Source organism: Burkholderia sp. Ac-20344 (assembly GCF_017104975.1).
Taxonomy (GTDB): domain Bacteria; phylum Pseudomonadota; class Gammaproteobacteria; order Burkholderiales; family Burkholderiaceae; genus Burkholderia.
The window spans coordinates 1-13093 of sequence record NZ_JAAGPP010000202.1 but is presented as its reverse complement, the minus strand read 5'-3'; the positions used below and the strand labels follow the sequence as shown (position 1 = coordinate 13093).

Annotated in this window: 10 protein-coding genes; 3 read left to right on the top strand and 7 right to left on the bottom strand. The window is 65.2% G+C overall.

Annotation, left to right across the window (positions count from 1 at the left end):
- From G3N64_RS35485 to G3N64_RS35475, 3 genes are all read left to right on the top strand, one after another.
- A partial coding sequence (locus G3N64_RS35485) for an ABC transporter permease (protein ID WP_205788314.1) occupies nt 1-912 on the top strand: 912 nt, incomplete at its 5' end.
- Nucleotides 909-1856 carry an ABC transporter ATP-binding protein gene (locus G3N64_RS35480; protein ID WP_205788313.1) on the top strand — a complete coding sequence of 316 codons (948 nt, stop codon included), beginning with the start codon at nt 909-911 and terminating at the stop codon, nt 1854-1856. The genes G3N64_RS35485 and G3N64_RS35480, both read left to right, overlap by 4 nt.
- Nucleotides 1853-2650 carry an ABC transporter permease gene (locus tag G3N64_RS35475; protein WP_241021371.1) on the top strand — a complete coding sequence of 266 codons (798 nt, stop codon included), beginning with the start codon at nt 1853-1855 and terminating at the stop codon, nt 2648-2650. The genes G3N64_RS35480 and G3N64_RS35475 overlap by 4 nt, the downstream gene beginning before the upstream one ends.
- Nucleotides 2651-2725: 75 nt before the next feature.
- On the opposite strand, the gene tssJ is transcribed toward G3N64_RS35475, so the two are convergent.
- The 7 genes from tssJ to G3N64_RS35440 all read right to left on the bottom strand — a co-directional run.
- Nucleotides 2726-3334, bottom strand: a complete 609-nt coding sequence (gene tssJ / locus G3N64_RS35470; protein ID WP_205788312.1) for a type VI secretion system lipoprotein TssJ — start codon at nt 3332-3334, stop codon at nt 2726-2728.
- A gap of 67 nt (nt 3335-3401) precedes the next feature.
- Nucleotides 3402-4370, bottom strand: coding sequence for a type VI secretion system baseplate subunit TssG (tssG, locus tag G3N64_RS35465; RefSeq protein ID WP_205788315.1), 969 nt, complete (start codon nt 4368-4370; stop codon nt 3402-3404).
- Nucleotides 4371-4444: 74 nt separating this feature from the next.
- Nucleotides 4445-6268 (bottom strand): type VI secretion system baseplate subunit TssF, encoded by a 1824-nt coding sequence (gene tssF / locus G3N64_RS35460; RefSeq protein WP_205788311.1) that lies wholly within the window; start codon nt 6266-6268, stop codon nt 4445-4447.
- 91 nt (nt 6269-6359) lie between these two features.
- The gene (locus tag G3N64_RS35455) at nt 6360-9977 is read right to left on the bottom strand and encodes an ImcF-related family protein (RefSeq protein WP_205788310.1); all 3618 of its coding nucleotides are present in this window, start codon (nt 9975-9977) and stop codon (nt 6360-6362) included.
- A 1295-nt stretch (nt 9978-11272) separates the two neighbouring features.
- A complete protein-coding gene (locus tag G3N64_RS35450) occupies nt 11273-11530 on the bottom strand; it encodes a PAAR domain-containing protein (RefSeq protein ID WP_205788309.1) in 258 nt (85 codons plus the stop codon).
- A gap of 95 nt (nt 11531-11625) precedes the next feature.
- Nucleotides 11626-12564, bottom strand: a complete 939-nt coding sequence (locus G3N64_RS35445; RefSeq protein ID WP_205788308.1) for a DUF6708 domain-containing protein — start codon at nt 12562-12564, stop codon at nt 11626-11628.
- Nucleotides 12564-13093, bottom strand: a 530-nt coding sequence (locus G3N64_RS35440; protein WP_205788307.1) for a hypothetical protein, incomplete at its 5' end; no start/stop codon positions are given. The genes G3N64_RS35440 and G3N64_RS35445, both read right to left, overlap by 1 nt.

Below are 13093 nucleotides of genomic sequence, written 5' to 3'. Positions count from 1 at the left end.
CTCGCGACGCTCGCGTACGCGGTCGGCGCGGCCGCGACGCACGTCGTCGCACCTGACGACATGCTCGCCCGCGTGTCGCCTTCGTCCGGCGTCTGGCTGCTGCTGTTCGCGTGGGCCGTGCTCGTCGCGGACGCGCTCGCCCGGCTCGCATTCGGCCCATGGCGGCGCCTCGCCGCGCTCGTCGTCGCGATCGCAGCGATTTCGGTGCCGCTCGCGAGCGGCTGGTGGGACGGCCTTTCGGTGATGCGCGAATACGCGGTGCGCAGCGACGACTTCTGGCGTGAAGCGATCCGCCACGTATCGCTCGCCGGTGGCTCGGTGGCCGCCGCGCTCGTCGCGGGCGTGCCGCTCGGCATCGCCTGCGCGCGCATCGCGGTGGTGCGTACCGTCGCGCTGCCCGTGCTCAATATCGTGCAGACGATCCCCAGCATCGCGATGTACGGGCTGATGATGGCGCCGCTCGGGCTGCTCGCCGCGCACGTGCCGCTCGCGGCCGCGCTCGGCATCCGCGGCATCGGCGTCGCGCCGGCCGTGCTCGCGCTGTTCCTGTATTCGCTGCTGCCGATCGCGTCGAGCGTCGTGGTCGGGCTCGGGCAGGTGCCGCCGCACGTCACCGAAGCGGCGCGCGCGATGGGCATGACGCGTACCCAGCGGTTGCTGCGCGTCGATCTCGTGCTCGCGCTGCCGGTGATCCTGAGCGGCGTGCGCATCGTGCTCGTGCAGAACATCGGGCTGACCGCCGTCGCCGCGCTGATCGGCGGCGGCGGCTTCGGCACCTTCATCTTCCAGGGGATCGGGCAATCGGCCGCCGATCTCGTGCTGCTCGGCGCGATCCCGACGATCGCGCTCGCACTGGTGGCGGCCGTCATGTTCGAAGCCGCGACCACGCTCGCGAAGGGGCGTGCAGGATGATCGAGATCGAACGTGCAGGCAAACGCTTCGGCGATATCGTCGCCGTCGACGACGTATCGCTGACGATGAAGCGCGGCACGATCACCGCGCTCGTCGGCGCATCGGGCAGCGGCAAGTCGACGTTGCTGCGCATGATCAACCGGCTGATCGCACCCACCAGCGGCACGATCCGCATCGACGGCGTCGACACGGCCACCGTTGCACCCGAACAGCTGCGGCGCGGCATCGGCTATGCGATCCAGGGGCACGGGCTGTTTCCGCACTGGAGCGTCGCGCGCAACATCGCGACCGTGCCGCGCCTGCTCGGCTGGCCGGCCGATCGCATCGACGCGCGCGTGAACGAATTGCTCGACCTGTTCCATCTCGCGCCGGCCGAGTTCGCGGACAAGCTGCCGCACGAACTGTCGGGCGGCCAGCAACAGCGCGTCGGCGTCGCGCGCGCGCTCGCGGCCGAGCCGGCGATGCTGCTGATGGACGAGCCGTTCGGCGCGCTCGACCCGATCATCCGCGGCAAGGCGCAGGACGACCTGTTCGCGTTGCAGCGCCGCCTCGGCATCACGGTCGTGATCGTCACGCACGATATCGAGGAAGCGCTGAAGCTCGGCGACACGATCGCGGTGATGGAGGGCGGCCGGCTGCTGCAGGTCGCATCGCCGGCCGAGATTCTCGGCAAGCCGGCAGCCGGCGTGGTCGAGCAGCTCGTCGCGGGCGTCGACCGGCCGCTGCGCCTGCTCGCGCTCACGCCGATCGACGCAGTGGCCGAACCCGGTCATGCCGACGGCGAACCGATCGCCGCGACGCGCACGCTGCGCGATGCGGTGTCGGAGCTGCTGTGGCGCGGTGTCGATGCGCTGCCGGTCGAAGATGGCAGCAACGGCCACGCACACCCCGCGCGCCGCATCACGCTCGACGCGATCCGCACGCACGCGAGGAAGCCCGCATGACGACGCCGGATGCCGCGCACGGTACCCGGCCGCCGAGGACGGCCTCCGCTCTCTCACGCACGCTGCCCGCCTACGTGGCCCGCGCGGCCGCGCTCGCACTGCTGCTCGTGCTGCTGTTGCGCCCCGAATGGCTGCAAGGCTTGTTCGCGCCGTTCGCGGACAACGGCGCACCGGTCATCTACGATCGCGCGAGCCTGCTCGACCTCACGCTCGCGCATCTCGGCACGGTCGCGCTGTCGAGCGTGATCGGCACGATCGTCGCGGTCGCGGCCGGCATCGCGGTCACGCGGCCGTGGGGCGCGGATTTCCTGCCGGTCGCGCGCAGCGTCGTCGACATCGGCCAGACCTTCCCGCCCGTCGCGGTGCTCGCGCTCGCGGTGCCGGCCGTCGGCTTCGGATTGAAGCCCGTGCTGATCGCGCTCGTGCTGTATGGTCTCCTGCCCGTGTTCGAAAGCACGATCGCGGGGCTCGAGGACGTGCCGCGCGACGTCGTCGATGCCGCGCGCGGGATGGGGATGAGCGGCTGGCAGCAACTCGTGTCGGTCGAGCTGCCGCTCGCGTTTCCGGTGATCGTCAACGGGGTCCGGCTCGCGGTCGTGATCAATCTCGGCACCGCGACGATCGGCTCGACGGTCGCCGCGCGCGGGCTCGGCGACGTCATCATCGCGGGGCTGCAGACGTCGAATACCGCGTTCGTGCTGCAGGGCGGCGTGATCGTCGGGCTGCTCGCGGTGCTCGTCAGCGATGCGATCGGTGCGATTGCACGGGTGGCGGTGCGGCACACAAGGGCCTGAGCACGGCCTTGTCGTGATTCAAATGACGGACTCCGCCCCACGCATTTCCCGTTACATCGGCACACCGCAGGCAGGTCAGCCCTCTTGCGCTCCGGTTTCCTTAATCACTCCGGGCTTCGGCTTCGCGGCATTCGGCACACTCTGCTGCGCCGTACTGCGCTTTGGACCCTCTGTCCACCCAACCAGATTCAACGCATTGTCATACGCGTCGATCCGCACGGGATCCGTACTTTTCCATTGTTTTTTCGGGATCACCAGCTTCCACGCAGAACCCGCTCCCGGATTGCGGAAGAATGCAACTACGCCGACAAATTGTGCGTCGACATGCATGGGCTCGCTGATGCTGACACTCGCATCGGGACGTAGCAGAACACTCTTGGTCACAAGCAGATCAGCCTTCAGTGCATCGAGATCGTTGGTCTGCAACTGGGCGTAGTCGAGTTGGCGGAATGCCTGCCCAGATTTCAGCTGATAAATCCGAACGATGGTCGACAGCGGTTGCGACGCATCATTCGGATTGAGCGACGCACGGCTAACCAGATCGATATTCATCGTCTTGACCTGCGTCATGAATACCCACTTCGCGGCATCCGTCGCGCCATCCTTCACCGCCTGCCCCACGCCGCACCCCGACAGGGCAAGGGTGGCCGCCGCAATCGCGCCGGTCATAAAGGGTCGAATCATTCAATCAATCCTGTTATCGTTACGTTCGCGAAGTCACGTTCCGCCAACACCGGGCGTGCAAGCAAAGTCACCATCCGGAAACCCGATCTGCGCCGCCTCCGGTCCATTGACCGAGCTGGACACGAACCGCAGCCGTTGTCGATGCATTTGTGCCGGGTAGCGACAGTTGGCTGGTGTACCCAAGACTGACCTCGGTCGAACTCAGTCGCGGACCCGGCATCAGTTCCGGCGCAACCTGCATTTCCAGATGGGCATTCGCCTCGTAACCGAGATAAAAGCGCAGCAGCGCCATCAGCGCCCGATGCTGACTGTGCCCCGGCATCAGCGCCAGCACCGATTCGCGCGTATCCGGCCGAATGACCACGCGCACCGTATTCGCTCGATCGCAAAACTCACGACCCAGCAGGCACCCTTCCCCGAGCGCGCCGGGTTCGCGCGTCTCGACGCGATTCCATACCGGATGGCATTCCTCGATCGTCACGTGTGCATCCGGCACCGCATGCCGGAGCACGCCGGCAAGCCCCTCCGCCGTCCGCGTCTTCTGCGCCGCGAGTCCGAGCATCGACAACAGCTTGCGGATGCCCACCGCCCGGGCAATCTCCGGATCGCCCAGGCCGAGCCCCGCGAAATTCAGCAGGTAACGCGAAACCGTATCGTCCCCCTCCGGCCTGAATCCGGTCGGATAGCGATACTTGCGCCATACCCGGTAGTACTGCGTCGCGATGCGATGATGAAACAGGTCGAGAAAACCGGATAGCGCGTCAGCACCCTCTCGATTCTGTGCGATTTCGTCGACGAAATACGACGGCATCCGCGCATCGACGCCATATAGCCCCAGAAACGTCGTGCGCACGTCCGGGGGCGCCGCCGGACGATCGGGATCGTATTCCACCGCATCGATCTCACGATTCGGAAATCCGATCCGCGCCCGGGAGCGGAACCGAACGGCTTCCCCCACGGGCGAATCGGTCGTACCAAGCGGCGACCGATTGGGCGCCGCGAGTTCGAGCAATTCGCAGAAGCGGTAGAAGTTCATCCGCGTCGCGCTATCGAGCAACGCCGGCAACAGCGAGTCCGCCTCCCGCACACAAGCGGGTTTTCCGGGCCTGTTCAAAACGGCGCCCCATCGCCCTTCGTGTCCGGCCAGACAACGCGCCGGCCAGTCGGCTGTACGACGATCACCAGTCTCGTGAAAAGGTTCAGCGTCGCATATAGCCCAAGGAATCGATTGAGCATGCCCCCAAACAGCTCCATGTCGCCATCGCCAGCAAACGCCCTGCCGTCGAGCGTCACTTCGATTTCGACTCCGCGTTGCAGCCCGCCCTTCACCAGCGTCTGCAGCGGCCGATGCCGCACGTCGACGATCGCTTCGATGCGGCGCTTGTTCAGCTCCCCTTCGGTCCAGTCGTACAACGCGAGCGCCCCCCGCAGGATCTCCGGGTTCAGCAAGGACAGGTAATTCGGTGACAAATGCGACAGAACACGCCATTGAAAGCGATCGTCGGTGGGCGGATAGACGGGAAGCGTCGGCGCCGTCAGGTTGCGTACCGATCCCACATTCGTGAAGCCGCCGCGCATCCGGGTAATGCTTGCTTCGCGCAACCCCTTGCGCGGCAGCATCCCGTTCGTACCGGTCACCGTCAGGGACAGCGTCTCCATCGGTAGCGCCGCCTGCCGCTCCCAGGCGTGTCCGCCAAGCACGACCCACGTGTCGAAACGCCCCGAGGGACCGCGCCGCATTCTCGTGTGGAAGTATCGTTCGGGCATTTCGTGGCGCAACATGCCACCTCGATGTCGGAACGATGCAAACGGCGCGTACTCGAAGCGCTGCCCCGACCGCCCCTCGAAGCCCTGCACGGCATCTACCGAATACACATCGACCTGGCCATCGTGCTGTTCGATCGCGTGAACGCGATACTCCGTTTCGAAGTGCGTGACGCTGATCGGGTCCGCCTCCATCCGGAACAGGTTGATGATCGGCGTACAAAAAAGGCGAACGTTCTCTGCCGAGAACCGCAGGTCGTCCGGATAAGAACGGCTCGGTACCACCTCGACGTCGAAGTGCGGCACGTCGTCGGGAATAGCCTGCATGTCGAGACCCAACAGGTTCACAAACATGAACTTCTCGGGGAACGTGAAGTACTCGAGCAGCAACTGATACCCCCCGAACGCGTTGTCGGCTTTCGGCCACAATCGTTCGTCAGCTGCGAATCCCGCCGGTTCGATCCGTAGGCCCGGCATGGACTGCGGAGAGCCGGGACGGTCGGCGGGATAGCCGGGAATGCGTACCTGAAGCGCGGCCGGCGCGTTGACGAGCGCCGCGTACAACGCCAGTGCAACCGGCCGGTCCGCGTTCAGGAACAGGCGCAGGCACGGCACGCTCAACCGCCCTCGCTGCGCCTGCGGCTCGATCTCGAACCGGAAACGCAGGACCGAACGGCCGTCTTCCCGCGCATACGCGCTCGCCTCAGAGAGCCGCAGCGGGTACAGATCGACTGACTGCGTAGTGCGATAGACACACCGCACGCCCTCGTCGCCTCGACCGAAGGACGGTTCGGCAGAAATCGGCGCGGACTCTACCTCCAGTCCGGCAGCAAGCGTCTCGTGCTTCTGCAGTTCCCCGGCAGACGGACTCAGTTCGAGAATGGACAAGGACGGAATCATCCTCAGGTAGTGCGGCCACAGCATGCTGACGAGCCCCTCCGTCAGCTCCGGCAGTTCGTCGTCGAGCTTATGGCGAAGGCGCCCCATCAGAAAGGCAAAGCCTTCGAACAGACGTTCGACGTGCGGATCGCGTTCGCCGATACGATCGATATTCAGCATCCGCGCGCGATCGGGAAACGCCTGCGCGAACTCCTTGCCGGCATCGTGCAAGTAGCGCATCTCCGCCTCGTAGTAGCGGAGGATTTCATTGTCCTGGGTCCCGTTGCTCATTGATTCGATCTCGCGATACCGTTGGGTTGGATGAGACTCTTTTCGATCGTGCGCACGAGCGCGACGCGCACCGATACCTTTCGCATGACGTTCATAGTGGGCTTTGGCCTTCCGGCAGCGGTGTGCCGGCATGCTTCGCCGCATCGACGAACGCTCTCGGCAGCGGCGGAGGGACGTCGGCCCGCGCGGATCGCGCAGCTGCCCGGCCCGCGACCGGTCCTCGAGCGGCGAAGATGCGCGCCGGCAACACGAAGTGCCGCAACGCCAGCAACTCCAGCGGCCCCTTGCCCACATCCGTACGCAACACGACGCTCAACGGATAGGCAACATCGGGGGAAGGCGGTGCCAGCGGTTCCTGTGTCGTCAGGCTGTCGACGCGATCTGCCGCGGCGGTTTCGTCATCCTCGTCACGCTCGACGCCACCGGCTTCCGGCGCGCCGACGCCGGCTGCGGTTACCGGCCCCCGCTCTGCTCGTGGCGCACGCGTATCCGGAGCGGCCTGCCACGTCAGCAGAAAGGTCGCGCTGTCGATCGGCTGCACGCGAGCCCGTTCGAGCATGCGAATCCATCCCCAGCGGCCGCCGAATTCGAATTGCTTGTTCGCCCCGGCCGTTTCGGTCTGCCATTGCAACGACGTACCGAGCCCCTGCGTCCGGTTCGACGGCCACGTCATGGGCTGCCACGTTTCCTGCTGGTTGTAGTAATGCATGCGCTGGCCGTCGAGCATGAGCGTCGTTTCGGTCACGCCCACGGTCGGAACCGGCCGCAGGTCGAAACGATACTGCGGCTCACCCTGCGCGAGCAGGTGGCCCGCCATGCGCTGCAGCAGGTTCATCGCCCTCAGGAAATCGGGATCGAAGCTCACGGCCGTTCCGCCGGCCGATGCCGGCACCCACTGATCGCCCTGCAATTCGAGCACGCCGGCGAGCTGCGAACCGAGGAACGCACCGATCAGCCCGCCCTGCGGGCGCAGGAATCGGGCGAGTTCGGGAATCGATGCATCGTTGCCGGTATCGGCAAACGGGTAACGACCGGCGAACGAGCGATTCCAGGTCGCGACGATCGTCCGGCGCCATGCGGCGTTCAGGCTGGCCTGCGCCGGCTGCATCACCGTTTGCGTTGCCTGCGCGACCGGTCGCACGAAGAGCGCTTCGCCCATGCCGGCCCACTGCGCGCCCAGGCTCGCGGCGATCAGTTGCGCATAAGCCTGCGTATCGGCCAGTTCCGAGCCGCGCCCCTGGAACAGGGATTGCGCAGCCTCCCTCGCTCGGGCGTCGGCATCGGGGCTATCGTTGATCTGCTGGAGTTTCAGGCGCAGCGTCGTGACGCGATCCATGAAGCGCTGCAAGCTCAGGTCGTTGCCCCCGCCGCCGCCGGCGTCGCCTTGCGCGACGAGGCGCAGCACGGGGCCGAACGACGCTCCCAACGGCCCGGCGGGATCGGGCTTCGCCATCTGCGGCCCGTCAGCCTTCCCGCCGAATACCTGCTGGGCCTTGTCGACCAGCGTATCGGACAGCGATGCCTTCAGCGCCCCTGCTCCTGCCTGGTACTCGATCGATTTCATCAGCGCGATCACCGGCGACTGCCGGGTATCGGCCATCAGCCTGAGCTGCTGGATCGCGGACGGCAGCGTCGGCGCCGGCTCCCATTGCAACCCGTTCATGAAACCCTGCCAGCGATCCGCATAGTCGTCGAAATAACGGCGGGTGAGCGCGGCCTTCAGGTCGGCCGCCGGCTGCTTCGCCGCCTGCCTAACCGGGTGCTCGGCCAGCACCCAGTCGTGCGCGGCCTCGTTGCGCCTCGCGGCTTCCTCGATCGCCGCCGCGATCGCGCCGTCGTAGGCCTGCCGGGTGAATGCACTCGGTACCGACGCCGTCGCCCGCAGCAGCCCGCGCGTGTCGGTGCCGGCCGTGAGCGAGGCGAGCGTCTGGTCCGGGTAGCGGTTGCCCGCTGCATCGATGACGCCCCGGTAGATCGTATCTTCCGAGTTCTTCACGCCGATGACCGCCAGCAGCGTCTGGCGCGCGCCATTGACGAGATCCATGCGCGCGCGGATGCGCCAGTCGTCGTGCGCCTTCAGGCGATCGGCATAAAAGCCGAGCAGGCGCCCGGACAGGTCGAGCTTTTCCCCGGGACGGAGGCTCGCGCCCGTGCTCCAATAGCGAACCAGTTGCGGCGTCATGAAGGCCGCGTCGGCGCGCGCCGGCTCGGCCAGTATCAGGTAGGTCTTGAGCGCCTCGTGGCCGGCGAATGCAAGGCGACTGGTCCGGTCGTCGACTTGTTCGGTCTGCATCTGGCCGAGATCGACGAGCATGGCCTCGAGGTTCTGCTGAACCGGTGTGACAAGTACCTGACGGCTCGTCCGCGCATAGGGTCGCCACAGCGCCGCGAGCGTTTCGCGATCACGGTTCATGCCGAACCGCGACATCAGCGGCGCGTGCTCCTGGGTCCGGCTTTCGTAGAAGGCGATACGCTGCTGCAGCGCCAGCAATGCGCGCAGCCGCGCCGCGGGATCCGGCGCAGCCTCCAGCGTGCGGAGCACCTGCTTCGTCCTCAGCACCTCGCGCGCGTTCGACACGCCGGACACCAGCATCCCCGCCGTCCACAGGCCCAGCGCCGTGACGGCGAAGATCGAGCACGCGGTGACCGGGTGCCAGCCAACCCGACGGCCCGGTACGGCCCGCGCGGCTTCACCGAGATACCGCCACAACGACTCACCGCCGTCGCGCGCGATGCGCGAGTCGTGCGCGACATTCGGACAGCCCACGAAAAACACACCGTCGACCCGCTGCCTGCGATGAAACCTTCCGATTGCCGAACGGGCATCAATGCCGGACAGGCCAGCAATCCAGCCTGCCAGCGGTGCAATGCGCGTATCGAGTCGCGCCGACAGCGTCGCCGCCCAGGTATCCGCGGCATTCCGTGCCAGTTGCGACACGGCAAGATCGGCAAGGCGCCTGCGCACGGTATCGAGCGCGGCGCCGATCGCGTCGGCGTCGGCAGGATGCGGAAACCGGGCGCCCGCCACCGGTGCATCGCTTCCGGCAACCGGCCCGGTATTGGCCACGTCGAGCACGTACACCGGCGCGGCCCAGCGCAACGTATCGGCGATGCGCGCGAGGTTCAGGCCATGACGATCAATACCGCGGCGCGGCGCGGGCGGCTCCGCCATCCCGTCGACGGCCAGCACGACGGCATCCACCGGCTTGCGGCGCCGCAAGCGAACCACGCGCTTCAGCCAGGCATCGTCGGGCAGCCCGTTCTCACCGGTCTTGCCCCACAGCACGACCGCATCGTCGGCGAGCAGCCAGCCGGACTCCGCCAGTTCCGGCAACAGCCGGGCGATCGTCGGATCGTCGCCCGTCAGCAGCAGCCACGGTTGGCGGTAGCGCCAGCGGAACCCGTACCGGCCACGCAACGCACTGCGCAGGCCGACGAACGGATCGGACGGTGCCGATGGCCGGCCGTCAGACTCGGCATCGGCGATTTCGGCCGATCCGACTGCCTGCATCGCCGCCTTGCGTTCGGCGCGCCGAACCAGCAACACATAAACGACAATCGCGATCACGAACAGCAGGGCCAGCGCGCAGACGGCCAGCAGCCGCTCGTTCATCGTCGGCAGCCCGATCCGGTCACCTTTGCCGATCACGAAAAGCGACGCGCCGATCAGCACCGTGAATAAAGCAGCCAGTTTGTAGTTCAAATGCATCGCGGTTCCCTATCAAAATCGCGGCGCGACGACCGCGACCGTCACGCGTTCCGCCCGGGCAATGCTGACCAACTGCGTTCGTGCGGAAATCCGTGCGTGCTCCAGCGCCAAGGCGACGCATAGCCATGCCGCCGCAATGCCGGCTGTGCCGACCCGCAGGTCGATGTCGTGCTGGCCTTCAAGGTTCGGCGTCTGCATCGCGCCGACGCCCCGCGCATCGAGGTCGCTCGCCAGCGCGCGATTCAGCGGCGCCTCCGCGCCGCCGGACATCCAGTGGTCGAGCAGTTCCGGGCCACGCACGCGTGCCCACAGCAGCGCCTGGGTCACGCCCTGCGCAAGCGTCGCTTCATCGCGTCGTTCCGGGCGAAAGAGCAGCGCCTGGGTCGTCGACCGGTTGCGCGCCGTCACCGACTGCGAGGCCAGTAGCAGAATGACGCCAGCCTCGGCCGAACCTTCCGCCGGACGCGCATTCAGCAACGCATTCAGTTGCACGACGCACAGCAGGACGACCGCATCGGCCACTTCGTCGTCTTTTCCGTCGATCCAGCGATCGGCCGCGATCAGTTCCGGCGCAGTCGTCTCGATTTCGGGCTTGACCGATGCGCCCAATCCGTCCAATCGATTCGCAGCCCAGCCGGCATGCCATGCGTTCTCGATCTCGGGTATCGAAAGCAAGGTGTCGACGCCCAACCGAATCCGCAATGGCGTGCGTTCGGCCATCGCTCGCAGCGCGGGCGCGATCCCGCGAAGCAGCGTGTCGAACAGGTCGATCAGCAGCGCACGGTGCCGCTGCGCATCCGCGTGATCGTCTTCGGGTATCCATGCCTCCCCTTCCGGTTCGATCCAGCGTGCCGCTACGACTTCGCGATCGCCCGGGAAACGGGCTTGCTGCGCCAGCGCCAGTCGCTTCTCCACGACGGCATCGGCCCTGTTGTCGTGAGCCTGCGCGGAAAAGACGAAACCCGACCCGAGCACGTGAAGGGGAACGCGGGCACGGCGGCAAACCGATTCGACATGGCGCTGCCGAGCTGCGTTGTAGTCGATCGCACGCCGTCGCGGCGCCTGCAGGATGCCGAGGTAGACGAGAAACGGGACCAACCAGCCGATGGCCGGAAACACGACGACGCAACACCAGAACCACGGCGTGTTCGTGGGTTCGCCAGCGGGCCAGAAGCGGACGACGCAGAATGCGCCGCCCCCTGTCAGGACGACGAACAACAGCGCCCATGCCAGCCAGGCCGGCCGAATGCGCGGCACGTCCCGCTCCGGGCCGATCCTCTGGAGGTCGAATGCCATCACGCGCAGCCCGTCACCTTGCTCGACGCGATCAGCGTGGCCCCGCAGCGGGTCTTGTGGCCATGGAACGAGAGTGGTAGATCGCCATCGCGCATTCGTGCGTTTCCCTCGGCGATTTCGTTGTCGCCGCAACGCGGGCACGAAACCTTGTCGGTCTTGCGCGCGGCGCCGCGACCGTTCAGCTTGACGCGGGATGAGCCGGTCAGCACCTTGCCGCCGTGGCTCGTTGCGTCGCCGACGTAGATGACGTTTGGCATTTTTTGGTCTCCTATGGAGTTTTAAATGGCAATTTTGACGAACGGGGATCGCAGGTTCATGGTATTCCGCCAAAGAGGTTGTGGTTGCTCGCTCGTTACCGATATTCCGGCGGATTCAGGCTGGAATCGCGTACGTGCGGGTCACCCGGTTCGATGCGGCATTCGGCTTCCACATCCGCCGGCCATTTCGGCACCTTGCTCGTGGCGCGGTGCACCAGACGGCCGATGAAGAACAGCACGTGGAACGGGAACATCAACCATTTGAAGACCGGATTCCAGGCATCGTGCGAAACCAGTTGTATCCAGCCCTGGTACAACGTTTCGCGCTTGTCGGCGATCGGGAGATAAAGATCTAGTCCGGGCGCGTTAAGTACGGCGCGCGGCCCTTCTTCCATGTAGCGGCGGATGAATTCCCAGTGGCGAAGGCAGTTTTCCTTGCTGCTCGACGCATAGCCGAACACAAACATCTCTTCGACTGTCTTGGGGTCTTTCAGCATCAGCCCGCATATACCAAATGTGCGAATACCAGCAACCTGTGCGTTCACGCGCAACGCGAAGTACACGTCGTCCCACGATGCCTTCAGCACCGTACCGTCGCCGCGAAAAACATAGACCATGCGCATCCGCCGATTCAGGCGAATCGGATAATATGTATAGCGAAACCACTCACCAATCCACCGATAAAATATGACAATAACCCCCGCCTCCACACAAAACAAAACTGTTCCAAATATCGCAGACGACATCATCCCAAACTTCTCTCGACCATCCCATCTTTCATTAAGAAAGTAATCAAATATCACGGAATACCATGTGGAAGCAATGACCCACCCAAACAAGAAGATAGCCCCGCCACCGATTATCGACATCAAGCCACGATTCGTGTAATAACCGTCAACCAACTCCAGATACATCGAATTTATCCGAATCACCCTCATTGATGCATGCGGATCGGCAGCGCGCTTCTTAATGGATAAGTGCCACTCACGATCCTGCTCGGTGAGTAGACGCTGCTTCTTGCTCGTCGTAAACATCACGCCTCCGCCATCGCTTTGTTGAAATCTGCCTGCTCGACTTTGGACTCTCTGTAACGGCTCGAGATTGGCAAGGCACCCCAGTAAGTTTTCTCAAGCCATTGAGAAAAGATGTTGCCTTTCACATACTCGATCGCCATACCTATTCCCACCAGCACAACGGCAAGAATCAAGCCCCACCCGGTTAAACTCAAGCCAAATAGCACGGTACCGCCCCCAGCCGCTGCAAGGGCTGCCCAGCCAGCGATTACGGCACTAAAGACCCCTACTGCTCCTGAAATAAGCTGGAGGTTTCTCAAAGTCCACTTTTCTTGCGCCCGACTCTCAGCAGCATCAACAAAATCCATCACCGCCACCACCCCCGACACCGCAGCAGCCACGACACCCGCCACCCGCAGCGCAAAATCTGCCCGCGTCGCCAACCTCCCGCCCGCCACCCGCTCCGCCATCCCCGTCGCGTACTGATTCCGCCACGTCCCGTACGTCTTCACCACATTCCCCACCCCGGCACCGATCGCTCCCACAAACA

Coding starts and splice junctions, on each gene's coding strand:
- G3N64_RS35445 (WP_205788308.1), bottom strand. CDS start 12,564: ATGTTTACGACGAGCAAGAAGCAGCGTCTACTCACCGAGCAGGATCGT.
- G3N64_RS35480 (WP_205788313.1), top strand. CDS start 909: ATGATCGAGATCGAACGTGCAGGCAAACGCTTCGGCGATATCGTCGCC.
- tssJ (WP_205788312.1), bottom strand. CDS start 3,334: ATGATTCGACCCTTTATGACCGGCGCGATTGCGGCGGCCACCCTTGCC.
- G3N64_RS35450 (WP_205788309.1), bottom strand. CDS start 11,530: ATGCCAAACGTCATCTACGTCGGCGACGCAACGAGCCACGGCGGCAAG.
- G3N64_RS35475 (WP_241021371.1), top strand. CDS start 1,853: ATGACGACGCCGGATGCCGCGCACGGTACCCGGCCGCCGAGGACGGCC.
- tssF (WP_205788311.1), bottom strand. CDS start 6,268: ATGAGCAACGGGACCCAGGACAATGAAATCCTCCGCTACTACGAGGCG.
- tssG (WP_205788315.1), bottom strand. CDS start 4,370: ATGAACTTCTACCGCTTCTGCGAATTGCTCGAACTCGCGGCGCCCAAT.
- G3N64_RS35455 (WP_205788310.1), bottom strand. CDS start 9,977: ATGCATTTGAACTACAAACTGGCTGCTTTATTCACGGTGCTGATCGGC.